This window comes from Pseudomonas sp. H3_E07 (assembly GCF_054668895.1).
Genome location: NZ_CP162795.1, coordinates 4530168 through 4554902 on the forward strand (window position 1 = coordinate 4530168; position 24735 = coordinate 4554902).

The window sequence follows — 24735 nt, forward strand, 5'->3', positions numbered from 1 at the left end:
TCGTAGCCCTCTTCCAAATCCACCAGACAACTCTGGCATAACACTTGCTCTTGCCTTTCCGTAGATCTATGAATTCCCGAATAGTGACGGATTATTGGCATGGCGAAGAGCGACGACGCAGCAAAAGCACCCGCAGGCAAAGGTAAGCTCAAGCTTATCCTGTTGATAGTCGTGGGCCTGCTCCTGGCCATCGGCGCCTCGGTCGGCGGCACTTGGTACATTATGCACAGCAATGCCAGCAAGCCGGCACCCGCTGCCGAAACCGCCAGTAACGTCAAGCAACCGGCAATCTTCGAGCCGATGCTTCCGGCCTTTGTCGCCAACTTCAATCAGAACGGTCGTCAGCGTTACCTGCAGGTGAGCATCACGTTGCTGGCCCGCAACCAGTCGGACCTGGACGCCCTCAAGGTGCACATGCCAGTGATCCGCAACAACCTGGTGATGCTGTTCTCCAGTCAGGCCTTCGACACACTTGCCACCCCGGTGGGCCAGGAAATGCTGCGCCAGAAGGTCACGGCCAGCGTGCAGGAAGTGGCCCAGAAGGAACTCGGCAAAGTCGTGGTCGAGCAGGCGCTCTTCACTAACTTCGTATTGCAGTAGGATCACGACATGGCCGTGCAAGACCTGCTGTCCCAGGATGAAATCGACGCGCTGCTGCATGGCGTCGACGATGGTCTGGTACAGACCGAAATGGCTGCCGAGCCCGGCAGCGTCAAAAGTTATGACCTCACCAGCCAGGATCGTATCGTCCGTGGGCGCATGCCGACCCTGGAGATGATCAACGAACGTTTCGCCCGTTACACCCGCATCAGCATGTTCAACATGCTGCGCCGTTCGGCGGACGTGGCGGTGGGCGGCGTGCAGGTGATGAAGTTCGGCGAGTACGTGCACTCGCTGTACGTGCCCACCAGCCTCAACCTGGTCAAGATCAAGCCGCTGCGCGGCACCGCGCTGTTCATCCTCGATGCCAAACTGGTGTTCAAGCTGGTGGACAACTTCTTCGGTGGCGACGGCCGTCACGCCAAGATCGAAGGGCGTGAGTTCACGCCTACCGAACTGCGTGTGGTGCGCATGGTGCTGGAACAGGCTTTCATCGACTTGAAAGAAGCCTGGCAGGCGATCATGGAAGTCAATTTCGAGTACATCAACTCGGAAGTGAACCCGGCCATGGCCAACATCGTCGGACCCAGCGAAGCCATCGTGGTGTCGACCTTCCACATCGAACTCGATGGCGGTGGCGGCGACCTGCACGTGACCATGCCTTACTCGATGATCGAGCCGGTGCGCGAGATGCTCGACGCCGGCTTCCAGTCCGACCTGGACGACCAGGACGAACGCTGGGTCAAGGCTCTGCGCGAAGACCTGCTGGACGTCGACGTTCCACTGAGCGCCACCGTGGCCCGTCGCCAATTGCGCCTGCGCGATATTTTGCACATGCAGCCGGGGGACATCATCCCCGTCGAATTGCCGGAAGAAATGATCATGCGCGCCAACGGCGTGCCGTCGTTCAAGGTCAAGCTCGGTTCCCACAAGGGCAACCTGGCACTGCAAGTGGTCGAGCCGATCAACCGTCGCTGATTCGCCCTAATTAATTTATGAATGTTTGCTCCGCCGAGGACATGTAATGGCTACCGAACACGAAAACACTTCCGCCGAAGACCAGGCCCTGGCTGACGAATGGGCGGCAGCCTTGGAAGAAACCGGCGATGTCGGCCAGGACGACATTGACGCGCTGCTGGCCGCTGACGCCGCCACCGCGCCGGCCGGCAACCGCCTGCCGATGGAAGAATTCGGCAGCGTGCCGAAAAACAACGAACCGGTGACCCTCGACGGCCCGAACCTGGATGTGATCCTCGACATCCCGGTGTCGATCTCCATGGAAGTCGGCAGCACCGAAATCAACATTCGCAACCTGCTGCAACTCAACCAGGGCTCGGTGATCGAGTTGGACCGCTTGGCCGGCGAACCGCTGGACGTGCTGGTCAACGGCACCCTGATTGCCCACGGAGAAGTGGTGGTGGTCAACGAGAAGTTCGGCATCCGCCTGACCGACGTGATCAGCCCGAGCGAACGCATCAAGAAGTTGCGCTGATATGAAGTATTCGATGGCGGGACTGTTTCTGGCGCTGCCATTGAGCGCCCTGGCGGCTGAGCCGGCCGCGCACGCGACCGCCGCGGCTGCGCCGGTGGTAAGCAGCGGTATCGGCGGGCAATTGACCCAGTTGGTGCTGGGCCTGTTGCTGGTGGTGGGTTTGATCTTCGCACTGGCGTGGTTGCTGCGCCGCGTGCAGCGCGTGGGGCCGGGCAACGGCCAGGTGATCGAGATGATCGGTTCCCGCGCCCTCGGCCCGCGTGATCGGCTGGTGTTGGTGCAAGTGGGCGAGGAGCAGATCCTGCTGGGCATCACGCCCGGTCGCATTACTCCGTTGCATGTGCTCAAGACCCCGGTGAGCGTGGATCAGAACCCGCCCGCCACGCCAGAATTCGCCCAGCGCCTGATGGAATTGCTGGGCAAGGATCAGAAGGATAAGAAGTAATGCGCGTTTTATTGACGCTCATGCTGTTGCTGGCGGCGCCATTGGCGTTTGGCGCCGACCCGTTGTCGATCCCGGCGATTACGCTGGGGACCAACGCGACCGGCGCGCAGGAATACTCGGTCAGCCTGCAGATCCTGCTGATCATGACGGCGCTGAGCTTTATCCCGGCGTTCGTCATGCTGATGACCAGCTTCACGCGGATCATCATCGTGTTCTCGATCCTGCGCCAGGCCCTGGGCCTGCAGCAGACGCCGTCGAACCAGATCCTCACCGGCATGGCCCTGTTCCTGACGCTGTTCATCATGGCGCCGGTGTTCGACAAGGTGAACCAGCAAGCCCTGCAACCTTACCTGGCGGAAAAAATGACCGCCCAGGACGCAATCGACAAGGCCCAGGGCCCGATCAAGGACTTTATGCTGTCGCAGACCCGCTCCAGCGACCTTGAACTGTTCATGCGCCTGTCCAAGCGGACCGACATCGCTACGCCGGATCAGGCGCCGCTGACGATCCTGGTGCCGGCGTTCGTCACGTCGGAATTGAAGACCGCATTCCAGATCGGTTTCATGATCTTCATCCCGTTCCTGATCATCGACCTGGTGGTGGCGAGCGTGCTGATGGCCATGGGTATGATGATGCTGTCGCCGCTGATCATTTCGTTGCCGTTCAAGATCATGCTGTTTGTGCTGGTGGACGGCTGGGCGCTGATTATCGGCACCCTGGCCGGCAGTTTCGGCGGGGTATAGCGCGATGACGCCAGAAGTAGCTGTCGACCTGTTCCGTGAAGCGCTGTGGCTGACCACCGTGATGGTCGCCGTGCTGGTAGTGCCAAGCCTGTTGGTGGGCCTGCTGGTGGCGATGTTCCAGGCCGCGACCCAGATCAACGAACAGACCTTGAGCTTTTTGCCGCGTCTGCTGGTGATGCTGGTTACCCTGATCGTGGCCGGCCCTTGGCTGGTGCAGACATTCATGGAATACATCCTGCAGTTGTACGGCAGTATTCCGCAGTTGATCGGCTGACCTGATGCAGTCGTTGCTGGCGTTGACCGACACCCAGATCAGCACCTGGGTGGCGTCTTTCATCCTGCCAATGTTCCGGGTGACGGCGATGTTGATGGCCATGCCGGTGTTTGGTACCACCCTCGTACCACGCCGCGTGCGCCTGTACTTTGCGGTGGCGATTACCGTGGTGATCGTGCCAGGCTTACCGCCGATGCCGCCGGTCAATGCCATCGATCTCAGTGCGTTGCTGTTGATTGCCGAGCAGATCCTGATCGGCGCGCTGATGGGCTTTTCCCTGACGCTGTTTTTCCAGGCCTTTGTGGTGGCCGGCCAAATCATCTCGATCCAGATGGGCATGGGCTTCGCCTCCATGGTCGACCCTACTAACGGTGTGTCGGCGGCGGTAATCGGTCAGTTCCTGACCATGCTGGTGACCTTGCTGTTCCTGGCGATGAATGGCCATCTGGTGGCGTTCGAGGTGATGACCGAAAGCTTCACCACCTTGCCGGTAGGGTCGGGGTTGGTGGTCAATCACTTCTGGGAGGTCGTCGGACGCCTGGGTTGGGTATTCGGCGCGTCGCTGTTGCTGGTGTTGCCGGCGATTACCGCGTTGCTGGTGGTCAACATCGCGTTCGGCGTGATGACCCGTGCGGCGCCGCAATTGAACATCTTCTCGATTGGCTTCCCGTTGACCCTGGTATTGGGCATGGGGATTTTCTGGGTCGGCCTGGCCGACATTCTCAATCAGTATCAACCGCTGGCGACCGACGCCTTGCAGTTCTTACGTGATCTGGCACGGGCGCGCTGAGCCATGGCCGAGAGCGAGAGTGGTCAGGACAAAACAGAAGACCCCACGGAGAAACGCAAAAAAGACTCCAGGGAAAAGGGCGAGATTGCGCGCTCCAAAGAGCTGAATACCGTTGCCACCATGATGGCGGGTGCCGGCGCCTTGCTGATCTACGGTGGCGGCCTGGCGCTGGACCTGATGGAGTTGATGAAGCACAACTTCACTTTGCCCCGCGACGTGTTGCTCAATCCCGATGCCATGGGCCAATACCTGCTGCACTCGGGCAAGATCGCGATCCTGGCGGTACAACCGATTCTGATCACCTTGCTGTTGGCTGCACTGATCGGCCCGGTCGCCCTGGGTGGCTGGCTGTTCGCCGCCGGCAGCATGGCGCCCAAGTTCAGTCGGATGAACCCTGCTGCGGGGCTCAAGCGCATGTTTTCCACCAAGGCCCTGGTGGAGTTGCTCAAGGCCCTGGCCAAATTCATTCTGATCCTGTTTGTGGCGCTGATGGTGTTGTCGTCCGACATCGACGACCTGCTGCGCATCGCCCATGAACCGCTGGAGTCGGCAATCATCCACAGCGTGCAAGTGGTGGGGTGGAGCGCGTTGTGGATGGCCGCCGGGCTGATCATCATTGCTGCCGTGGATGCGCCGATCCAGCTGTGGGAAAGCCACAAGAAATTGCTGATGACCAAGCAGGAAGTGCGCGACGAGCACAAGGACCAGGAAGGTCGCCCAGAGGTCAAACAGCGTATTCGCCAGCTGCAGCGCGAAATGTCCCAGCGCAAGATGATGGCCGCGGTGCCCGACGCCGACGTGGTCATCACCAACCCGACCCACTATGCGGTAGCCCTCAAGTACGACCCGGAGAAGGGTGGCGCGCCGATGCTGCTGGCCAAGGGCAGCGACTTTACCGCGCTGAAAATCCGCGAAATCGCCGTGGCCAATGACATCCTGCTGCTGGAATCGCCGGAACTGGCGCGGTCGATCTTCTATTCCACTGACCTGGACCAGGAAATCCCGGCCGGGCTCTACCTGGCCGTGGCCCAGGTGCTGGCGTATGTCTATCAGATCCGCCAGTACCGCGCGGGCAAGGGCAAGCGGCCTGAATCGCTCAAGGACCTGCCAATCCCCCCGGACCTGCGCCGCGATTCCTGATCGGCTCCGCCTTACCATTCCTCCTGATCGCCCGTCTACCTGTCAACTTTGACAGTAGTCATCCTCTGCGTCTCGCAGTTCTACTACAACCAGCACTGCGCGCAGGCGGTAAACAAGATGCAGGGAGAGGTGGTTTTGAAGGTGTTCAGAGGCACAGTCAAATCTTATGACCGCAAGACAGGGAAAGGTTGGATTGCCCTGGAAGGTGAGGATGACGTGCAAGTGGATCTCTTCGGTTCACGCGGCATTTGGCTTGCCGTGGGCCAGCAAGTGGAATTTCGCATGATCCACCGACCCTGTGGCGTCTATGCGTTAGACGCCACAGTTGTCCCGCACGTCCTTGAATGAGATGTGAGGAGAACGGAAATGGCAACAGGCACGGTGAAATGGTTTAACGCGGAGAAGGGGTTTGGGTTTATTACCCCTGACGATGGCAGCGCTGACGTTTTTGTCCACTATTCGGCGATCAAGAGCGACGGTTTCAAGACCCTTGAAGAGGGGCAAAAAGTCGAGTTCGAGGTTACCCAAGGCGCCAAAGGTGCTCAGGCTGAAAACGTCCGCGTCCTATGAACCTCATGATTGTTTCAGTAGACGCTAAAAAAGCGTCGACTGGGTGTACGGAGACTAGTTAGCGGCTTTCCCAGGGGCCGCCTTAACACCTTGTCGGACATTTCCGCTGTAGCAGCAGGCGGACACAAATCCAAACTGTGGGAGCGGGCTTGCTCGCGAATGCTGACGATCAGTCGCCAGACATGCTGGCTGACCCTCCGCCTTCGCGAGCAAGCCCGCTCCCACATTTGAATCGATTTACACTTTTTTTGGGGGGGGGCGGTTGCTTGTGAGCTCATCAACGCTCGCGCCGCAAGCGATGTAACCGGGAAAACAAAAGTTGGAAGGCTTCTTGCAATACCACCTGCAAGACGCCTGACCGCGTCAAAACTTTGCTTCAAGGAAACGAGGAATACCGGTGGTGGATCGCTCTCAAATGCTCGGCACGGCCCGGACGACCCTGACTGACCTCTCGCGAGGCAATCTGGGTGTGCCGTTGTTGTTGCTGGTGATGCTGGCAATGATGATGTTGCCGATGCCGCCGTTCCTGCTGGACGTGTTCTTCACCTTCAACATTGCCCTTTCCGTCGTGGTACTGCTGGTCTGCGTGTACGCCCTGCGGCCCTTGGATTTCGCCGTATTCCCGACCATTCTGCTGGTGGCGACCCTGCTGCGACTGGCGCTCAACGTCGCGTCCACCCGTGTGGTCATGCTCCACGGTCAGGACGGTCACGCTGCCGCCGGTAAGGTGATCCAGGCCTTCGGTGAGGTGGTGATCGGCGGTAACTACGTGGTCGGTATCGTGGTGTTCGCGATCCTGATGATCATCAACTTCGTGGTAGTAACCAAGGGCGCCGGGCGGATTTCCGAGGTGAGCGCGCGTTTTACCCTCGATGCGATGCCCGGCAAGCAGATGGCGATCGACGCTGACCTCAACGCCGGACTGATCGACCAGAACCAAGCCAAGTCGCGCCGCCTGGAAGTGGCCCAGGAAGCCGAGTTCTACGGTTCCATGGACGGTGCCAGCAAGTTCGTGCGCGGTGATGCCATCGCCGGCCTGCTGATTCTGTTCATCAACCTCATCGGCGGTATGGCCGTGGGTATCTTCCAGCACGGCATGACCTTCGGCGATGCGGGCAAGGTGTACGCCCTGCTGACCATCGGTGACGGTTTAGTGGCGCAATTGCCATCACTGTTGTTATCTACAGCTGCGGCGATCATGGTGACTCGTGCTTCGGGCTCCGAAGACATGGGCAAGCAGATCAGCCGGCAGATGTTTGCCTCGCCCAAGGCCTTGGCCGTGGCGGCGGGCATCATGGCGATCATGGGTATTGTACCGGGCATGCCCCACGTGTCGTTCCTGAGCATGGCAGCCATGGCGGCTGGCGGTGCTTACCTGTTCTGGAAAAAGCAGAATGCGGTCAAGGTCCAGGCCCAGCAAGAGATCGCGCGCCAACAGGAACTGCTGCCTTCCCCGGCCCGCGCTCAGGAAACCAAGGAGCTGGGCTGGGATGACGTGACCCCGATCGACATGATCGGCCTGGAAGTCGGCTACCGCCTGATCCCGCTGGTGGACCGCAACCAGGGCGGCCAATTGCTCGCGCGGATCAAGGGCGTGCGCAAGAAGCTGTCCCAGGACCTGGGCTTTTTGATGCCCACCGTGCACATCCGCGACAACCTCGACCTGGCTCCGAGTGCCTATCGCCTGACCCTCATGGGCGTGATCTTGGCCGAAGCCGAGATCTACCCAGACCGCGAACTGGCGATCAACCCAGGGCAGGTGTTCGGCAGCCTCAACGGTATTACCGCCAAAGATCCGGCTTTTGGCCTGGACGCGGTGTGGATCGAAATCAGCCAGCGCAGCCAGGCACAATCCCTCGGCTACACCGTGGTGGACGCCAGCACCGTGGTCGCCACCCACCTCAACCAGATCCTGTACAAGCACTCCCATGAGCTGATTGGCCATGAGGAAGTCCAGCAATTGATGGGTTTGCTGGCCAAAGCGTCGCCGAAACTGGCCGAAGAGCTGGTGCCGGGTGTGCTGTCGCTGTCGCAGTTGCTCAAGGTGTTGCAGGCATTGCTGGCCGAACAGGTGCCGGTACGGGACATCCGCAGCATTGCCGAGGCCATCGCCAACAATGCCGCCAAGAGTCAAGATACTGCCGCCCTGGTGGCCGCGGTGCGCGTCGGATTGTCGCGTGCAATCGTCCAAAGCATTGTAGGGCTTGACTCCGAGCTGCCTGTGATCACCTTGGAACCAAGGTTGGAACAAATATTGCTCAATAGTATTCAGAAGGCAGGACAAGGCCAGGAAGAGGGCGTTCTGCTGGAGCCAAGCATGGCTGAGAAGCTGCAGCGTTCGTTGATCGACGCCGCACAGCGCCAGGAAATGCAGGGCCAACCGGTGATTCTGCTGGTGGCAGGCCCCGTCCGGGCGATGTTGTCGCGGTTTGGACGCCTGGCAGTACCGAATTTGCACGTTTTGGCTTATCAGGAAATTCCTGACAACAAGCAAGTGACTATCGTCGCGACAGTAGGCCCCAATGGCTGAGGGTAGTGGGTTATGCAAGTGAAGCGTTTTTTCGCCGCCGATATGCGTCAGGCCATGAAACTGGTTCGTGATGAGCTGGGCGCTGACGCCGCGATTATCGGAAACCGTCGTATTGCCGGCGGTGTCGAGCTGACGGCTGCCCTGGATTACACCCCCCAGGCCCTGGCGCCGCGTGTGCCGAACATGGAGCTCGAAGACGAGCTGCGCAAGACTGCTTCACGCATTGTCTCGGCCCAGGCGGAACTGAGCATGCGCGGCGACAGCGATGCCACCACTAATCGCCAGTTGTTCGCCGGCCTGCCGCTGACCGCTTCCGAGCCGCTGGTCGAGCCGACCTTCAAAGAACCGCCACGTCCTGCTGCGCCTGCTCCGGCGCCTGCGGTTGACCAGCGGGTGTTCGACTCGATGCGCTTTGAACTCAATGGCCTGCGTGAGCTGCTGGAAGTGCAGCTTGGCTCGTTGGCCTGGAACCAGCTGCAAGGCAGCAAGCCGCAACAGGCCAACCTGTGGCGGCGCCTGCAACGTATCGGCTTGTCCGGCCCGTTGTCCCGCGACCTGCTGGCCTTGACCACCGAAATCGAAGAGCCTCGCCAGGCTTGGCGCATGTTGCTGGCCCACCTGGCACGGATGATCGTTACCCCGGAAATCGAACCATTGGAAGAGGGCGGTGTGATCGCCATGGTCGGCCCTGCCGGCATGGGCAAGACCACCACCCTGGCCAAGCTGGCGGCCCGTTACGTACTCAAATACGGCGCACAGAATATCGCGCTGGTGAGCATGGACAGCTACCGTATTGGTGCCCAGGAGCAGCTCAAGACGCTGGGCCGTATTCTCAATGTATCGGTGACTCACGTCGACCCGGGCCAGTCCCTGGCCAACGCCCTCGACCCGCTGCTGCGCAAACGCGTGGTATTGATCGATACCGCCGGCCTGCAAGCCAGCGACCCGGCATTGCGCATGCAGCTTGAAAGCCTGGCCGGACGTGGCATCAAATCGAAAAACTACCTGGTGCTTGCAACCACCAGCCAGAAACAGGTTCTTACCGCTGCGTATCACAGCTACAAACGCTGCGGCCTGGCCGGTTGCATCCTCACCAAGCTCGACGAAACCGCGAGCCTGGGCGAGGTGTTGAGCCTGGCCATCAGTCATGAATTGCCGGTCGCTTACCTGACCGACGGGCCGCGGATCCCGGATGATCTGCATCTGCCGCGCCGTCATCAGTTGGTCAGCCGTGCAGTCAGCGTGCAAATGCAAGAAGAGCCTAGCGAGGAAGCGATGGCTGATATGTTCGCCGACCTTTATCACAACCCGGCAAAACGGGTCGGTTGAGGGCAGGATGAACACCGTGAAATGTATCTACATCGATGGTCTGCAAGCGATTCACGCGGCCAAGCCATGTAGCCTGCGTCTAAGCAAGACAAGGTAAAGAAATAAAATGGGCAGCATGCATCCCGTACAGGTGATCGCGGTGACCGGCGGCAAAGGTGGCGTCGGGAAAACTAACGTGTCAGTGAATTTGTCCCTGGCCCTGGCAGAGCTTGGCCGTCGCGTCATGCTGTTGGATGCTGACCTGGGCCTGGCGAACGTCGACGTTCTGCTGGGGCTGACGCCCAAACATACCCTTGCCGATGTGATCGAGGGCCGCTGCGAGCTGCGCGATGTGCTGCTGCAGGGCCCCGGTGGCATCCGCATCGTGCCGGCTGCCTCGGGCACCCAGAGCATGGTGCACCTGAGCCCGGCGCAGCATGCCGGCCTCATCCAGGCGTTCAGTGATATCGGCGATAACCTCGACGTGCTGGTGATTGACACCGCCGCCGGGATCGGCGAGTCCGTGGTCAGCTTCGTGCGCGCCGCGCAGGAAGTGTTGCTGGTGGTCTGCGACGAACCCACCTCGATCACCGACGCCTACGCCCTGATCAAACTGCTTAACCGTGACTACGGCATGAACCGCTTCCGCGTCTTGGCCAACATGGCCCAGAGCCCGCAGGAAGGGCGCAACCTGTTCGCCAAGTTGACCAAGGTCACGGATCGTTTCCTCGATGTCGCCTTACAATACGTCGGCGCAGTGCCCTACGACGAGTGTGTGCGCAAGGCTGTGCAAAAGCAGCGTGCAGTCTACGAAGCGTTCCCTCGTTCCAAGTGCGCATTGGCGTTCAAGGCTATTGCCCAGAAGGTCGATACCTGGCCGTTGCCCGCCAACCCACGGGGGCATCTGGAGTTTTTCGTCGAGCGATTGGTGCATCAGACGAGCGCAGGACCCGTGCTATGACAGCGACTGGCTACAACGCTTACAAGAGGTCTGCCCGTGACAGTCAGGGCGAGTTGATCGAGCGCTACGCGCCCTTGGTCAAGCGCATTGCCTACCACCTGCTGGCACGCCTGCCGGCCAGCGTCCAGGTCGAAGACCTGATCCAGGCGGGCATGATCGGCCTGCTCGAAGTGTCGACCAAATATGACGCGAGCAAGGGCGCGAGTTTCGAGACGTATGCGGGGATCCGTATCCGTGGTGCGATGCTTGATGAGGTGCGTAAAGGTGACTGGGCGCCGCGTTCGGTGCATCGCAATACGCGCATGGTCAGTGACGCAATTCGCGCAATTGAAGCAAAAACCGGTCGCGACGCTAAAGATCACGAAGTTGCGGCCGAACTCCAATTGAGTCTCGACGATTACTACGGGATTTTGAACGATACCTTGGGCAGCCGCCTGTTCAGTTTCGACGACCTGTTGCAGGACGGCGAACACGAAGGGCTGCACGAGGACGGCGCGAGCGCTCATATGGAGCCATCGCGTGACCTGGAAGATGAGCGTTTCCAGGGGGCGTTGGCGGACGCGATTGCCAATTTGCCGGAGCGTGAGCGACTGGTGTTGGCGTTGTACTACGACGAAGAGCTGAACCTCAAGGAAATCGGTGAGGTCCTGGGGGTCAGCGAGTCGCGGGTCAGCCAGTTGCACAGCCAGTGCGCAGCCCGCTTGCGGGGGCGTTTGGGAGAGTGGCGAGCGCGCTGACAGGCAGTGTGGGGACACTGCAGACGAGACCGTGAGGGCGACCAGCCTTCGCGGGTTCGACCCGTGGTGCCCTCGGCAGTCCTTTTTGTGTAATGCCTGTTGATTGAAATGGCGCGTCCAGGTGCTGGGCGCGTTTAAGACTGCTTGGAGGTCGAATTGGACAAGAACATGAAAATCCTCATCGTTGATGACTTCTCAACGATGCGGCGGATCATAAAAAACCTGTTGCGTGACCTTGGGTTCACTAACACGGTCGAGGCGGATGACGGCATTACGGCCATTCCGATCCTCAACAGCGGGAGCATCGACTTTCTGGTAACGGACTGGAACATGCCGGGCATGACCGGTATCGACTTGCTGCGCCACGTACGTGCTGACGAAAAGCTGCGCGGCCTGCCTGTGCTGATGGTGACCGCCGAAGCCAAGCGTGAGCAGATCATCGAAGCCGCCCAAGCTGGGGTAAACGGTTACGTGGTCAAGCCATTCACTGCATTGGCCTTGAAAGAGAAGATTGAAAAAATCTTCGACCGCATCGGTCATTGATGCTGCCACGGGGGAGCTATGGAGCATAAAGAATCATCGCAGGCCGACTTCGAGTCGACCCTGAAAAAGCATGCTCACCAGTTGGTCGAAAGCCTTGAAAAAGGTCAGTTCGGCGACGCGGTGCAGTTGATCCATGAGCTCAACCAGACCCGTGATCGCGGCCTGTACCAGGAAGTGGGCAAGCTCACACGCGAGCTGCACAGTGCGATCGTCAATTTCCAGATTGACCCACACATGCCCCAGGCTGAGGAAATCTCGCAGATCACTGATGCCACCGAACGCCTGTCCTATGTGGTCAGGCTGACTGAGGCAGCGGCCAACCGCACCATGGACCTGGTGGAAAACGCCACGCCTCTGGTCAACGGTATGGCCAACGAAGCCCAGGCCCTGAGCAACGACTGGGGCCGTTTCATGCGCCGCGAAGTCGGCGCTGAAGAGTTTCGTGAGTTGGCGCGTCGGGTCGAAGGGTTCTTGTCACGCAGCGAGCAGGAAAACCGCACGGTTTCCAGCAACCTCAACGACATTCTGCTCGCCCAGGATTACCAGGACCTCACCGGTCAGGTGATCAAGCGTGTGACCCAGTTGGTCACCGAAGTGGAAAGCAACTTGCTCAAATTGGTGCTTATGGCAGGCCAGGTTGACCGTTTTGCCGGCATTGAACATGACCGCGAAGCGATCCTCTCGGAAAAAGATCCAAAAAAACATCTCGCCAAGGGTGAAGGTCCGCAGATTCATGCCGATAAACGTGAAGACGTTGTATCGGGTCAAGATGATGTTGATGACCTGTTATCCAGTTTAGGCTTCTAAGGAGCACCCACATGAGCTTCGGCGCCGATGAAGAAATCCTTCAGGATTTCCTTGTAGAGGCCGGCGAAATTTTAGAGCAGTTGTCCGAGCAACTGGTCGAGCTGGAAAGCCGACCGGATGATGCGAACCTGCTCAATGCAATTTTTCGCGGTTTTCACACTGTAAAAGGGGGCGCCGGCTTCCTCCAGCTCCATGAGCTGGTGGAATGCTGCCACATTGCCGAGAACGTGTTCGACATCCTGCGCAAGGGTGAGCGTCACGTTGATTCGGAATTGATGGACGTGATTCTCGAAGCACTGGATGCGGTCAACGGCATGTTCAGCGAAGTCCGCGAACGTGCCCCGATCACCGCGGCCACTCCGGAACTGTTGGCTGCGCTGGCACGTTATGCGGAGCCCGCCGACCTGTCGGCTGCGCCGGTAGCAGAAGCAGCACCCGAGCCAGTGGCTGAGGCCGAGCCGGATGTGACCGACAGCGAATTCGAGCAGTTGCTTAACTCCCTCAGTGCCGTGAAGGCCGAGGCAGAAGCACCGGCTGCGGCTGTTGCCGCGCCAACCAGCGAAGACATCACTGACGCTGAGTTCGAATCCCTGCTTGACCAGTTGCATGGCAAAGGCCAGTTCGCGGCCGACGCCGTGACACCTGCCGCTGTGTCGGAAGCGCCGGCAGCACCGACCGCCAATGCCAACACCGATATCACCGACGACGAATTCGAAGCGTTGCTCGACCAACTGCACGGCAAGGGCACCTTCGTGGCCGACGCCTTGCCGGAAGTCGCCGCCACGGCCGCAGCGCCTGCCGCGGCCAGTGCAGCACCGGCCGGCGACGGCCTGATCTCCGATCATGAGTTCGAATCGCTGCTGGACGAACTGCACGGCAAGGGCAAGTTCAGCGAAGTGGCCCCAGCGGCGACGGTTGCCACGGCTGCTCCGGTTGCCGCCAAAGCTGCAGCGCCTGCCCCTGCACCAGCGGCCAAACCTGCGCCGGCTGCCGCACCAGCTCCGGCACGTGCCGCCGCCGCACCGGTTGCCGATAAACCCGCCAGTGAAGCCGAAACCACCGTGCGCGTTGATACCGCACGCCTGGACGACATCATGAACATGGTCGGCGAACTGGTACTGGTGCGTAACCGCCTGGTGCGCCTGGGCCTGAGCAGCGGCGATGAAGCCATGCAAAAGGCCGTGTCGAACCTCGACGTGGTGACCGCCGACCTGCAGACCGCCGTGATGAAAACCCGGATGCAGCCGATCAAGAAAGTCTTCGGCCGCTTCCCGCGCCTGGTTCGTGACCTGGCACGCCAGTTGAAGAAAGAAATCAACCTAGAACTGGTGGGTGAAGAAACCGACCTCGACAAGAACCTTGTCGAGGCCCTGGCCGACCCGCTGGTCCACTTGGTGCGCAACGCTGTCGACCACGGTGTGGAAACCCCGGAAGAACGCGAAGCCTCGGGCAAGTCCCGCAACGGCAAAGTGATCCTGGCGGCGGAGCAAGAGGGCGACCACATCCTGTTGTCGATCACTGACGACGGCAAGGGCATGGACCCGGCGATATTGCGCAATATCGCGGTCAAGCGTGGCGTGATGGACAAGGACGCCGCCGACCGCCTGACCGATAGCGAGTGCTACAACCTGATCTTCGCCCCGGGCTTCTCGACCAAGACCGAGATTTCCGACGTGTCCGGCCGTGGCGTCGGCATGGACGTGGTGAAGACCAAGATCAGCCAGCTCAACGGCTCGATCAACATCTACTCGACCAAGGGCCAGGGCTCGAAGATCGTCATCAAGGTGCCGTTGACCTTGGCGATCATGCCGACCCTGATGGTGATGCTGGGCAACCAGGCCTTCGCTTTCCCGCTGGTCAACGTCAACGAGATCTTCCACCTCGACCTGTCGCGCACCAATGTGGTGGACGGCCAGGAAGTGGTGATCGTGCGCGACAAGGCATTGCCACTGTTCTACCTCAAGCGCTGGCTGGTGGCATCGGCCAAGCATGAAGAGCAGCGCGAAGGCCATGTGGTGATTCTTTCGGTGGGCACCCAGCGCATCGGCTTCGTGGTCGATCAACTGGTGGGCCAGGAAGAAGTGGTCATCAAGCCTTTGGGCAAAATGCTGCAGGGAACCCCGGGCATGTCGGGTGCGACCATTACCGGTGACGGCCGGATCGCGCTGATTCTCGATGTTCCGAGCATGCTCAAGCGTTACGCCGCTCGGCGTATTTGATTCTGGTGGGGCAGGGCGGTAGTGCCCGCCCCGCCTAACGGAGTGTTTATGGCAGTCAAGGTCCTGGTGGTGGACGATTCGGGTTTCTTCCGTCGCCGCGTCTCGGAAATTCTTTCCGCCGATCCAAGCATCCAGGTGGTCGGTACGGCCACCAACGGCAAAGAGGCGATTGATCAAGCCATTGCGTTGAAACCGGACGTGATCACCATGGACTACGAGATGCCGATGATGGATGGCATCACGGCAGTCCGGCACATCATGCAACGTTGCCCGACCCCGGTGTTGATGTTCTCCTCGCTGACTCACGAAGGCGCCCGGGTCACCCTGGATGCGCTGGACGCCGGCGCGGTGGATTTTCTGCCGAAGAATTTCGAAGACATCTCGCGCAACCCCGAGAAGGTCAAGCAGATGCTGTGCGAGAAGGTGCACAGCATTTCGCGCAGTAACCGTCGTAGCCTGTTCAGTGCGCCTGCGCCAGCACCCGTTGCTGCGCCTGCTGCTCCCACCAGTTCTTCGTATAGTCGCCCGGCGCCTGCGCCGGTTGCACGGCCTGCGGCGCCGCCGGTACGTACGGCTGCACCTGCGGCGGCGTATTCGCCTGCACCCAAGCGCAAAGCCTATAAGCTGGTCGCCATCGGTACGTCCACGGGCGGCCCGGTTGCCCTGCAACGCGTATTGACCCAGTTGCCGGCCAACTTCCCGGCGCCGATCGTGCTGATCCAGCACATGCCCGCTGCGTTCACCAAGGCCTTTGCCGAGCGCCTGGACAAACTGTGCCGCATCAGCGTCAAGGAAGCCGAGGATGGCGACATCCTGCGTCCGGGTCTGGCGCTGCTGGCGCCGGGTGGCAAGCAGATGATGGTGGACGGCCGTGGCGCGATCAAAATCCTGCCGGGTGACGAGCGCCTGAACTACAAGCCATGCGTGGATATCACCTTCGGATCGGCGGCCAAGTCCTACGGCGACAAAGTTCTGGCGGTGGTGCTCACCGGCATGGGCGCCGACGGCCGTGAAGGCGCGCGCCTGCTCAAGCAAGGCGGCAGCGCCATCTGGGCCCAGGACGAAGCCAGCTGCGTGATCTACGGCATGCCCATGGCCATCGTCAAGGCCGACCTGGCTGACGCTGTCTACAGCCTGGACGACATCGGCAAGCATCTGGTAGAGGCCTGCCTCTGATGGATGTCCTGAGCCTGATCGGCATCATCATGGCGTTTGTCGCGATCATTGGCGGCAACTACCTTGAAGGCGGCCACCTCGGTGCCTTGGCCAACGGCCCGGCGGCGCTGATCGTGATCGGTGGCACCGTGGGTGCTGCGTTGTTGCAATCGCCCCTGAGCTCGTTCAAGCGTGCCATGCAGATTCTGGTGTGGATCATCTTCCCGCCACGTGTCGACCTGCCGGGCGGCATCGACCGTGTAGTCAACTGGAGTCTCACCGCGCGCAAGGAAGGCCTGCTGGGGCTGGAAGGCGTGGCCGATGCCGAGCCGGACAGCTACGCGCGCAAAGGCCTGCAATTGCTGGTGGACGGGGCCGAGCCGGAAGCGATCCGCAGCATCCTGGAAGTGGATTTTTATACCCAGGAAAGCCGCGACATCAACGCCGCCAAAGTCTTTGAAAGCATGGGCGGTTATGCGCCGACCATCGGCATCATCGGTGCGGTGATGGGCCTGATCCACGTGATGGGCAACCTGGCCGACCCTTCGCAACTGGGCAGCGGTATTGCCGTGGCGTTTGTCGCCACCATCTACGGCGTGGCCAGTGCCAACCTGGTGTTGTTGCCGGTGGCGAGCAAACTCAAGTCGATCGCCATGCGCCAGTCGCGTTACCGCGAAATGTTGTTGGAAGGTATTTTGTCGATTGCCGAGGGCGAGAACCCGCGCTCCATCGAATTGAAGCTCCAGGGCTTCATGGATTGATGGGAGGTATGCATTGTGAGCCGTCGCCGTCGCGAGCCTGAAGAACACGTCAACCATGAGCGGTGGCTGGTGTCCTACGCGGACTTCATTACCCTGCTGTTCGCCTTTTTCGTGGTGATGTACTCCATCTCGTCGATCAACGAAGGCAAGTACAAGGTCATTTCCCAGGCCTTGATCGGCGTGTTCAACGACGCCGACCGCTCGCTCAAGGCCATTCCCATCGGCGAGGAGCGACCCAAGACCGTGACCCCGGCCAAGCCGCTGGTCAACGACAGCGATGAAACCGCTGCCGGGGTGGGTGGCACCAGTGATCCGCTGAAAAGCATCGCCGATGACATCAGCGCAGCGTTTGGCGACCTGATCAGTTCCAACCAGATGACCGTGCGCGGCAACGAGTTGTGGGTGGAGATCGAGCTCAATTCCAGCCTGCTGTTTGCCAGCGCCGACGCGTTGCCGAGCGATCAAGCGTTTACCATCATCGACAAGGTGGCGGCGATCCTCAAGCCGTTTGAAAACCCGATCCATGTCGAAGGCTTCACCGACAATTTCCCGATCAGCACCGCGCAGTACCCGACCAACTGGGAGCTGTCCTCGGCGCGCGCTTCAAGCATCGTGCGCATGTTGGCGATGCAGGGCATAAACCCTGGACGCCTGGCGTCGGTGGGCTATGGCGAGTTCCAGCCGGTGGCCAATAACGCGACGGCAGAGGGCCGCGCGAAGAACCGTCGGGTGGTGCTGGTGGTGTCGCGCAACCTGGATGTGCGTCGCAGCCTGACTGGCACCGGCACCGCCAATGCAACACCGGATGCGGCCTTGAAGCGGGCTGGCACACAAACTGCACCGCCCCCTGTAAAACCGCCGGTTCGTCAGAGCGCCGTCAATTCTCCGTCGCCGGCTCAATAACCCTATGCAATGTCTCGGTCGCGCCTGTGCCTGCCGGGAGGAACCAACCGAATGAGAGTCTGGGCAGTTGCCAATCAAAAAGGTGGAGTCGGCAAGACCACCACTTCTATCGCCTTAGCCGGCTTGCTGGCCGAGGCGGGCAAGCGCGTGGTTGTGGTGGACCTGGACCCCCATGGCTCCATGACCAGCTATTTCGGCTATGACCCGGACGCGCTGGAACACAGCAACTACGACCTGTTCCTGCACAAAGGCAGCGTACCGGCCGATTTGCCTGGGCAACTGCTGCTGCCCACCAGTAACGAAAGCATTTCCCTGCTGCCGTCCAGCACCGCCCTGGCCACCCTTGAGCGCCAGTCGCCGGGGCAGAGCGGGTTGGGCCTGGTGATCGCCAAGACCCTGGCGCAACTGTGGCAGGACTTCGACTACGCGATCATCGACAGCCCGCCGTTGCTGGGGGTGTTGATGGTCAATGCCTTGGCGGCGAGCCAGCAGTTGGTGATCCCGGTGCAAACCGAGCACTTGGCCGTCAAAGGCCTGGAGCGCATGGTCAGCACCCTGGCGATGATCAACCGTTCGCGCAAACAGGCGCTGCCGTTCAGCATCGTGCCGACCTTGTTCGACCGGCGTACCCAGGCCTCCCTCGGCACCCTGCGCGTGTTGCGCGATGCCTACCCGGACACCATCTGGAACGGCTACATCCCGGTGGACACGCGCCTGCGTGACGCCAGCCGTGCCGGCCTCGCGCCGTCGCAATTCGACTCGAAAAGCCGCGGCGTACTGGCCTACCGTGCGTTGCTCAAGCACCTGCTGTCGCAGCAACTTGTGGCGCAGGTGGCGTGATGAACCGTCCCGTAGAACTCAAGACCCGGCCGCAACTGGCACTGGAATCCTACCTGGATGCCTTGTTGCAGGATGCGACCGCGCAAGAATTTCCGGAACCGATCCTGGTACTGGAACCGGCTGTTGAACCAGAAGCCGTACTGGATGAATTCCAGTTGGCGGTGCTGGAAGAACAAGCCCGGGATGCGCGAAGCGTGGTGCCGATGACACCGCAGGTGGCGCCGGTGGTGGTTGCCCCTGCCGTGGTCGAGCCAGTGGTGGAAGTGCACCTGCCGCCGAGCATCACGCCGCCGCCGGTGGCCGGTGATGACCGCCCGAGCTGGGCTGCCGAACCGTTCGAGTGCCTGCTGTTCGACGTCGCCGGCTTGACCCTGGCAGTTCCGCTGGTGTGCCTGGGCTCGATCTACTCCCTGGAGGGTCAGGAGCTGACGCCGTTGTTCGGGCAACCGGAGTGGTTTCTTGGCATCCTGCCCAGCCAGGCCGGCAACCTGAAAGTCCTGGACACCGCGCGCTGGGTGATGCCCGACCGCTACCGCGACGACTTCCGCCAAGGCTTGCAATACGTGATCTCGGTGCAGGGCTACGAGTGGGGGTTGGCGGTGCATCAAGTCAGCCGCTCGTTGCGCCTGGACCCGAACGAAATCAAATGGCGCAGCCACCGAGGCCAACGGCCTTGGCTGGCGGGCACCGTGATCGAACATATGTGCGCTTTGCTCGACGTCGCCGAACTGGCCGAGTTGATCGCCAGCGGTGCCGTTAAGGCGATGCCAGTGAACAAACGCAGTTGATTGGACAATAAGGGCCGCACGCGCGTGCGGCCAATAGAAGTACACACGCCGCCTACATCGGCATTTGAAGGGGTCAGAGATATGAACAAGTCAGCGTCCGCACAAGGTTTGGATGATCCGATCCTGCAATGGGTTACCTTCAAACTGGACAACGAAACCTACGGTATTAACGTGATGCGCGTGCAGGAAGTGCTGCGCTACACCGAGATCGCTCCGGTTCCCGGTGCGCCAAGCTATGTGCTGGGCATCATCAACCTGCGCGGCAACGTGGTGACGGTGATCGACACCCGCCAGCGTTTTGGCCTGGGCACGGTCGAAGTCAGCGACAACACGCGTATCGTCATCATCGAAGCCGACAAGCAAGTGGTCGGGATCATGGTCGACAGCGTCGCGGAAGTGGTCTACCTGCGCCAATCGGAAGTGGAAACCGCGCCGAACGTGGGCAACGAGGAATCGGCCAAGTTCATCCAGGGCGTGTGCAACAAGAACAACGAACTGTTGATTCTGGTTGAGCTGGACAAGATGATGAGCGAAGAAGAATGGTCGGAACTGGAGAGCATCTGATTGTTCCTTGAAGCTGCGGTGATCGTCCTGGCCCTGTTGTGGGCCGGGACCTTGGCGTTTCTGTTGCGCTATGTGCGTCAGCAGCGCGAATGGTTGTTGCAGCAGGCTGAGCGTGATGCTGTGCGTGACCGGCGCGTGCTTGAGTTGGTGAAGCGGGTCGATCATTACCAGCAGAGTGCGGTGAGGGTGGGGGATGAGGTGCATGAACTGCGCGCGATTCTTGCGCCGTTGCCGGACAAGCTGGCGCAGATCGAGCAGCGGGATCCTTCGAGTCTTTCGTTTGCCCAGGCTGCCAAGCTGGTGGGGATGGGGGCTACGGTGGATGAGCTGACGCAGTCGTGTGGGTTGACTCAGGCTGAGGCGCAATTGATGAGCAAGCTGCATAAGAGCTGATTGAGTGCATATCCATTATTTGGGTAACGGCTGCTATTGGTTCCGCCCCAACATTCGGCACCTCGCCTCGGCTCGGTGTGCCCTCACTCCAAAGCGTGCGTTCGGCCTGCGCGTTTGACGGGGCGCCTTAGATCACAAGCAGAAGCGCGGCGGCCTAGTAGCCGACCGGTTTCTGGAAGCCGGTCTCAGTTTCAAATGAGGGAGCGGGCTTGCTCGCGAAGGTGGCGTGTCGGCGATTACATGGCTAACTGATCCACCGCTTTCGCGAGCAAGCCCGCTCCCACAATTTAGATCTCCTATATCAGGTAGATATCAATCTGCTCTGGCTCTGGCTTTGTTTTTGATCTTTGGCGCCCCCCAAATCACTGTCGGATTACGGGCACACCGAGTGTTGGGGCTCTTTTCCAAAAGTGACCCGCCGTAAGGGCGGCACCCTAAGCAGCCGTTACCCAAAAAACGGATATGTACTCAATCATCCAATTATTTTCCCATTCGATGGCTTTTTTTTCCTCGCCAAAGGTCCACATCTTCCGAGCACCTTTGAATCCAGGAGTAACCCACCCATGACCACCCCCAAAGCCCTGTTGATCCTCCACGGCAAGCAAGCCCTCAACGAGGACGTACGCTCCGCCGTGCAGGCCCGGCGCGAGCAGGGTGGGGAGCTGGCCGTGCGGGTCACCTGGGAAGGCGGCGATGCCCAACGTCTGGTCAGCGAAGCCCTGGCCGACGGCTACACCCACATCATTGCCGGCGGCGGCGACGGCACCTTGCGCGACGTAGCCGAAGCCATGGCCCAGGCCAAGACTGACGCCAGCCTGGTGTTGATGCCCCTGGGCACCGCCAACGACTTCGCCAAGGCTGCCGGCGTGCCGCTGGAACCCGCCCAGGCCCTGGCACTGCTGGATGTGCCGCCAAGGGCCATCGACCTTGGCCAGGTCGGCGGGCAAATCTTCCTCAACATGGCCACCGGCGGTTTCGGCAGCCAAGTCACGGCCAATACCTCTGAAGACTTGAAGAAGGTCCTGGGCGGCGCCGCCTACCTGTTCACGGGTTTGACGCGGTTCAGCGAGCTAAAGGCCGCCTACGCCGAGTTGGACGGCCCCGACTTCCATTGGAAAGGCGAGTTGCTCGCCCTGGGCATCGGCAACGGTCGCCAGGCGGGCGGTGGGCATGAGCTATGTCCAGGCGCCATGGCCGATGATGGCTTGCTGGATGTCAGCATCCTGCCCGCGCCTCAGGAAGTGGTCGGTACTCTGCGAGAACTGATGAGCAATGGCTGGGGCCTGGACACCATGTTTGTGCGGGCGCGCCTGCCATGGGTGAATATCAAGGTCGCGCAGGGCCTGTACATCAACCTGGATGGCGAGCCGCTGGAGGGCGATGACCTGCACTTCGAGGCCTTGCCCAAGGCCTTGCGTGTGCATCTGCCGGTGGATTCGCCGTTAGTCGTCCAGGCTGATGATCTGCTCGCGCACCGCAAATAACACCAGGCCCGCCACGTCGAAAATCTGCAGGCGCTTCATGATCTGCGAGCGGTGCGCTTCCACGGTCTTGATGCTCAGGCCCAGGCCGTGGGCGATTTCCCGGGTAGACTTGCCGCGTACGATCAGGCGCAGAATTTCCAGCTGCCGCGCCGTGAGGTTGTGGCTATGACCCGCGGGCGGGGTTGGACCCTGGCTGCGCACCAGCGCCTGGTTGATCACCGTGTGGGCAATCGCCGGGCTCAGATAGCGCTCGTTGTTGCGCAGGGCCAGGAGCGCGTGTTCCAGCTCGTTGGCGGTGGTGTCCTTGAGCAGGTAGCCGTGGGCGCCGGATTCCAGCGCGCACATGATCAGTTCCGGGTCGGTGTGCATCGACAGGATCAGCACGCGGCTCTTGGGGTAGGCGCGCTTGAGTTGCTGCAGGGCATCCAGGCCGCCGGTGTGTTTCATCGACAGGTCCAGCAGCACGATATCGGGCAACAGGGCGCTGAACCGCTCCAGTAATTGCGCGCCATCGCTGGCTTCGCCGACCACCGTGTAACCAGGAATGTCCTGGACCAGCGCGCGTACGCCGGCCCGGATCAGTGCATGGTCATCCACCAGGAGTAATGTGCAGGTCACTCGAGAACCTTAGGGGAACTGGCCCGTTCGAGGGCGCGGGGCGCCCAGGGGAAAAGCGCGTCGATCCGTGTCCCTTTGCCTGGCTGGCTGCTGACGGATAATGAACCGCCAAGCTGATCAATCCGCTCTGACATACCGGCCATACCTCGCTGGCCTTCCAGGCCCGGGTTGATGGCTGGCGAAAAGCCCTGGCCGTCATCGCTGATAAACAGTGACAGGCCCTCAGGCAGGCGTTGCAGGCGTACCAGCAGATTGCGCGCCTGGGCGTGGCGCAGCATGTTGGTCACCGCTTCCTGGGTAATGCGAAAGGCCGCCACGGCCATTTCTTCCGGGATGCCGGTCAGCCGTTGCTGGCATTCCAGGCTCCAGCACACCTGCGTGTTTTCAAGGGTCTTGAGCAGGTGCGCCCGCAGGCTGGCTTCCAGGCCCAGGCTGGCCAACTGGCGCGGGTTGAGGATGGCGGAGACGTCACGCACCTTGGCCAGGGTTTCATTGAGGGTGTTGCACAGCACCGTGCACTGGCTTTGTAGGTCTTCGGGCAGGCGGCGCTTGAGCCATTCGCTTTGCAGCTTGGCGGCGGTGAGCAGTTGGCCGATGTCGTCATGCAGTTCGCGACTGAGGCGGTGGCGTTCGTTTTCCTGTACTTGCAACAGGCGATCGGCCAGTTCCTGGGGCTGGAACTTGATGGCTTTGCGCGAGTGCCACTGTTGCAGGCCGACCACCACCAGTGTGGTCAGGTTGAGGATTACCAGCAGCGGCAAGGCGGCAGAAAAATGGTAGGCCCACAGACTCAGCAGCAGCGAGCCAAGGCACAGCGCGAGGATCAAACGGCGTGCATTGCTGCGGGACGCGGACCTTGCGATGAGTGTCTTGAGGGAGGCGTACATAGCGGATGGAGCCAATGAAGGTTCGCTGCGGAAAGTCCGGTCACGGCGGCTGACAGGGCTCTGTTTGGACCGTGTAATCGAATCGTTTTTATGCATGATGAAGTTGAGTCACTTCGAGTGGGGCATAGTACCACCACTATTACCGTTGGTCGCCTGGTGCCGTGCCAAGCAAGGGGTATTAACTGCGCAAATGCTCCGGGCGGTATTCCCAGAGTTCATGGAGTAGGGGCATTATATTATTTCTGTTTGTTTGTATCGTTATTACCGTTAATGGCTAATTGATATCTTTTTCTGCGCAACGAAATGCCCTTGAATTAATGGGGATGTCGTTTTCAGATAACTTCCGGTTAAACACGACCTGATATTCGCTCAAGACGCGTGGTGCATCCGCTGCTGCGGTTTATAGCTGAAGTCTTTTTGCGGAATCTGTAGCGTGACAGTAGCAATCAGGGTTGCTTGCTCACTCTCATCCATACCCAGTTCGCCGGTGCGGGCATCGATCAGTTCAAGCTGCCATGCCAGTAGCGTCAGGCACGCGTGCAAGGCATCCAGCGCCTGATCATGCAGTTGCATCGGGCTGGCAGCATTGGCAATCAGGTAGTGGATATGCCGGGAAAATTCGCTGATCGCCTGCAGGGCCAGGTTGTCAGCCTTCTCGGCCAGTTTCGTCAGGCTGGCCTTCATGCACTCGATGGCATCGCTGTCGTCGCGGATCAGGTGCAGATGGCTCAAGCACTCTTGCGACTTGGCCAGCAGGGTTTCTGCTTCAAGCAAAAATTCAGGAAGAGTTGTCTGCCATTCATTTGCGCTGTTCATCATACAAGTCTCCGCAACATAAGGTCGGGTGATGAGATGTCGCACCGGGTGAATGGCTTAAAAGTAGCGCTGAAATATGACTGGGATCTGTAGGTTGCTTCTGAATTGTCAGTAGGAAGATTATTAGAGTGACGGCGAGGGCTGTGCGCGGCCGTCATGAACGGGGTCAATTGCACACCTTCAATTGCCGACATTTGAATGTCTAGAAGGCCTGTGGGCCGAGGGCTTGGGATGGCAAACAAAAGCCTGACTCCATTCATGCATTGAGAATGGCGTCACATTAATGGCTATTAGATATTGCGAATATCAGGTTGGGCCTGATTGTGCATAGGGGAATCCCTTACATGGTGGAACCTTGCACCGAATT

The 24735-nt window shown here is 60.2% G+C and carries 27 protein-coding genes; 24 read left to right on the forward strand and 3 right to left on the reverse strand.

Annotated elements, in window-relative coordinates; genetic code table 11:
- The first annotated feature begins 99 nt into the window (after positions 1-99).
- The 24 genes from fliL to yegS all read left to right on the forward strand — a co-directional run bounded on the left by fliL (position 100) and on the right by yegS (position 22047).
- Positions 100-600, forward strand: a complete 501-nt coding sequence (fliL, locus tag AB4O08_RS20815) for a flagellar basal body-associated protein FliL (RefSeq protein WP_010208753.1) — start codon at positions 100-102, stop codon at positions 598-600.
- A gap of 9 nt (positions 601-609) precedes the next feature.
- On the forward strand, positions 610-1578 hold the full coding sequence (fliM, locus tag AB4O08_RS20820; protein WP_010208755.1) for a flagellar motor switch protein FliM: 969 nt from the start codon (positions 610-612) through the stop codon (positions 1576-1578).
- Positions 1579-1624: 46 nt separating this feature from the next.
- Positions 1625-2092, forward strand: a complete 468-nt coding sequence (gene fliN, locus AB4O08_RS20825) for a flagellar motor switch protein FliN (RefSeq protein ID WP_010208756.1) — start codon at positions 1625-1627, stop codon at positions 2090-2092.
- A 1-nt stretch (position 2093) separates the two neighbouring features.
- The gene (gene fliO, locus AB4O08_RS20830; RefSeq protein WP_010208758.1) at positions 2094-2537 is read left to right on the forward strand and encodes a flagellar biosynthetic protein FliO; all 444 of its coding nucleotides are present in this window, start codon (positions 2094-2096) and stop codon (positions 2535-2537) included.
- Positions 2537-3280 carry a flagellar type III secretion system pore protein FliP gene (gene fliP / locus AB4O08_RS20835; RefSeq protein ID WP_010208759.1) on the forward strand — a complete coding sequence of 248 codons (744 nt, stop codon included), beginning with the start codon at positions 2537-2539 and terminating at the stop codon, positions 3278-3280. The genes fliO and fliP overlap by 1 nt, the downstream gene beginning before the upstream one ends.
- Before the next feature lie 4 nt (positions 3281-3284).
- Complete coding sequence (gene fliQ / locus AB4O08_RS20840; protein ID WP_010208761.1) at positions 3285-3554, forward strand: flagellar biosynthesis protein FliQ; 270 nt, start codon at positions 3285-3287, stop codon at positions 3552-3554.
- A gap of 4 nt (positions 3555-3558) precedes the next feature.
- The gene (fliR, locus tag AB4O08_RS20845; protein ID WP_021490834.1) at positions 3559-4344 is read left to right on the forward strand and encodes a flagellar biosynthetic protein FliR; all 786 of its coding nucleotides are present in this window, start codon (positions 3559-3561) and stop codon (positions 4342-4344) included.
- A 3-nt stretch (positions 4345-4347) separates the two neighbouring features.
- Positions 4348-5484, forward strand: a complete 1137-nt coding sequence (gene flhB / locus AB4O08_RS20850; RefSeq protein ID WP_460114318.1) for a flagellar biosynthesis protein FlhB — start codon at positions 4348-4350, stop codon at positions 5482-5484.
- Positions 5485-5850: 366 nt separating this feature from the next.
- Positions 5851-6054: a transcription antiterminator/RNA stability regulator CspE gene (gene cspE, locus AB4O08_RS20855; protein ID WP_010208766.1), complete on the forward strand. Its 204-nt coding sequence runs from the start codon at positions 5851-5853 to the stop codon at positions 6052-6054.
- A gap of 415 nt (positions 6055-6469) precedes the next feature.
- Positions 6470-8584, forward strand: coding sequence for a flagellar biosynthesis protein FlhA (gene flhA / locus AB4O08_RS20860; protein ID WP_197999020.1), 2115 nt, complete (start codon positions 6470-6472; stop codon positions 8582-8584).
- Positions 8585-8596: 12 nt separating this feature from the next.
- Positions 8597-9913, forward strand: coding sequence for a flagellar biosynthesis protein FlhF (flhF, locus tag AB4O08_RS20865; protein WP_010208769.1), 1317 nt, complete (start codon positions 8597-8599; stop codon positions 9911-9913).
- A 106-nt stretch (positions 9914-10019) separates the two neighbouring features.
- The gene (gene fleN, locus AB4O08_RS20870; RefSeq protein ID WP_003192912.1) at positions 10020-10853 is read left to right on the forward strand and encodes a flagellar synthesis regulator FleN; all 834 of its coding nucleotides are present in this window, start codon (positions 10020-10022) and stop codon (positions 10851-10853) included.
- Positions 10850-11590, forward strand: a complete 741-nt coding sequence (gene fliA, locus AB4O08_RS20875; protein WP_010208770.1) for an RNA polymerase sigma factor FliA — start codon at positions 10850-10852, stop codon at positions 11588-11590. Before fleN ends, fliA begins: the two co-directional genes overlap by 4 nt.
- Before the next feature lie 168 nt (positions 11591-11758).
- Complete coding sequence (locus AB4O08_RS20880; protein WP_162098512.1) at positions 11759-12133, forward strand: chemotaxis response regulator CheY; 375 nt, start codon at positions 11759-11761, stop codon at positions 12131-12133.
- An 18-nt stretch (positions 12134-12151) separates the two neighbouring features.
- Positions 12152-12940: a protein phosphatase CheZ gene (locus tag AB4O08_RS20885; RefSeq protein WP_010208772.1), complete on the forward strand. Its 789-nt coding sequence runs from the start codon at positions 12152-12154 to the stop codon at positions 12938-12940.
- A gap of 11 nt (positions 12941-12951) precedes the next feature.
- A complete protein-coding gene (locus AB4O08_RS20890; RefSeq protein ID WP_010208773.1) occupies positions 12952-15159 on the forward strand; it encodes a chemotaxis protein CheA in 2208 nt (735 codons plus the stop codon).
- A 48-nt stretch (positions 15160-15207) separates the two neighbouring features.
- Positions 15208-16335 carry a protein-glutamate methylesterase/protein-glutamine glutaminase gene (locus tag AB4O08_RS20895; RefSeq protein WP_010208774.1) on the forward strand — a complete coding sequence of 376 codons (1128 nt, stop codon included), beginning with the start codon at positions 15208-15210 and terminating at the stop codon, positions 16333-16335.
- Entirely contained in the window at positions 16335-17075 is a 741-nt protein-coding gene (locus AB4O08_RS20900; RefSeq protein ID WP_010208778.1) for a flagellar motor protein, read from the forward strand. Before AB4O08_RS20895 ends, AB4O08_RS20900 begins: the two co-directional genes overlap by 1 nt.
- A 15-nt stretch (positions 17076-17090) precedes the next feature.
- The gene (motD, locus tag AB4O08_RS20905) at positions 17091-17978 is read left to right on the forward strand and encodes a flagellar motor protein MotD (protein WP_010208779.1); all 888 of its coding nucleotides are present in this window, start codon (positions 17091-17093) and stop codon (positions 17976-17978) included.
- A gap of 51 nt (positions 17979-18029) precedes the next feature.
- Complete coding sequence (locus tag AB4O08_RS20910; RefSeq protein ID WP_010208781.1) at positions 18030-18818, forward strand: ParA family protein; 789 nt, start codon at positions 18030-18032, stop codon at positions 18816-18818.
- Positions 18818-19606: a CheW domain-containing protein gene (locus AB4O08_RS20915; protein WP_010208784.1), complete on the forward strand. Its 789-nt coding sequence runs from the start codon at positions 18818-18820 to the stop codon at positions 19604-19606. Before AB4O08_RS20910 ends, AB4O08_RS20915 begins: the two co-directional genes overlap by 1 nt.
- A gap of 81 nt (positions 19607-19687) precedes the next feature.
- Positions 19688-20170: a chemotaxis protein CheW gene (locus AB4O08_RS20920; protein WP_010208785.1), complete on the forward strand. Its 483-nt coding sequence runs from the start codon at positions 19688-19690 to the stop codon at positions 20168-20170.
- Positions 20171-20563, forward strand: coding sequence for a DUF2802 domain-containing protein (locus AB4O08_RS20925; protein ID WP_010208786.1), 393 nt, complete (start codon positions 20171-20173; stop codon positions 20561-20563).
- Between the two features lie 563 nt (positions 20564-21126).
- Positions 21127-22047 carry a lipid kinase YegS gene (gene yegS, locus AB4O08_RS20930; RefSeq protein ID WP_010208787.1) on the forward strand — a complete coding sequence of 307 codons (921 nt, stop codon included), beginning with the start codon at positions 21127-21129 and terminating at the stop codon, positions 22045-22047.
- On the opposite strand, the gene AB4O08_RS20935 is transcribed toward yegS, so the two are convergent.
- The 3 genes from AB4O08_RS20935 to AB4O08_RS20945 all read right to left on the reverse strand — a co-directional run bounded on the left by AB4O08_RS20935 (position 22006) and on the right by AB4O08_RS20945 (position 24371).
- A complete protein-coding gene (locus AB4O08_RS20935) occupies positions 22006-22665 on the reverse strand; it encodes a response regulator transcription factor (RefSeq protein WP_010208790.1) in 660 nt (219 codons plus the stop codon). The genes yegS and AB4O08_RS20935 overlap by 42 nt on opposite strands.
- Positions 22662-23552 (reverse strand): sensor histidine kinase, encoded by an 891-nt coding sequence (locus tag AB4O08_RS20940; protein WP_042571862.1) that lies wholly within the window; start codon positions 23550-23552, stop codon positions 22662-22664. Before AB4O08_RS20940 ends, AB4O08_RS20935 begins: the two co-directional genes overlap by 4 nt.
- Positions 23553-23921: 369 nt before the next feature.
- On the reverse strand, positions 23922-24371 hold the full coding sequence (locus AB4O08_RS20945; RefSeq protein ID WP_021490826.1) for a hypothetical protein: 450 nt from the start codon (positions 24369-24371) through the stop codon (positions 23922-23924).
- Positions 24372-24735: the final 364 nt, after the last annotated feature.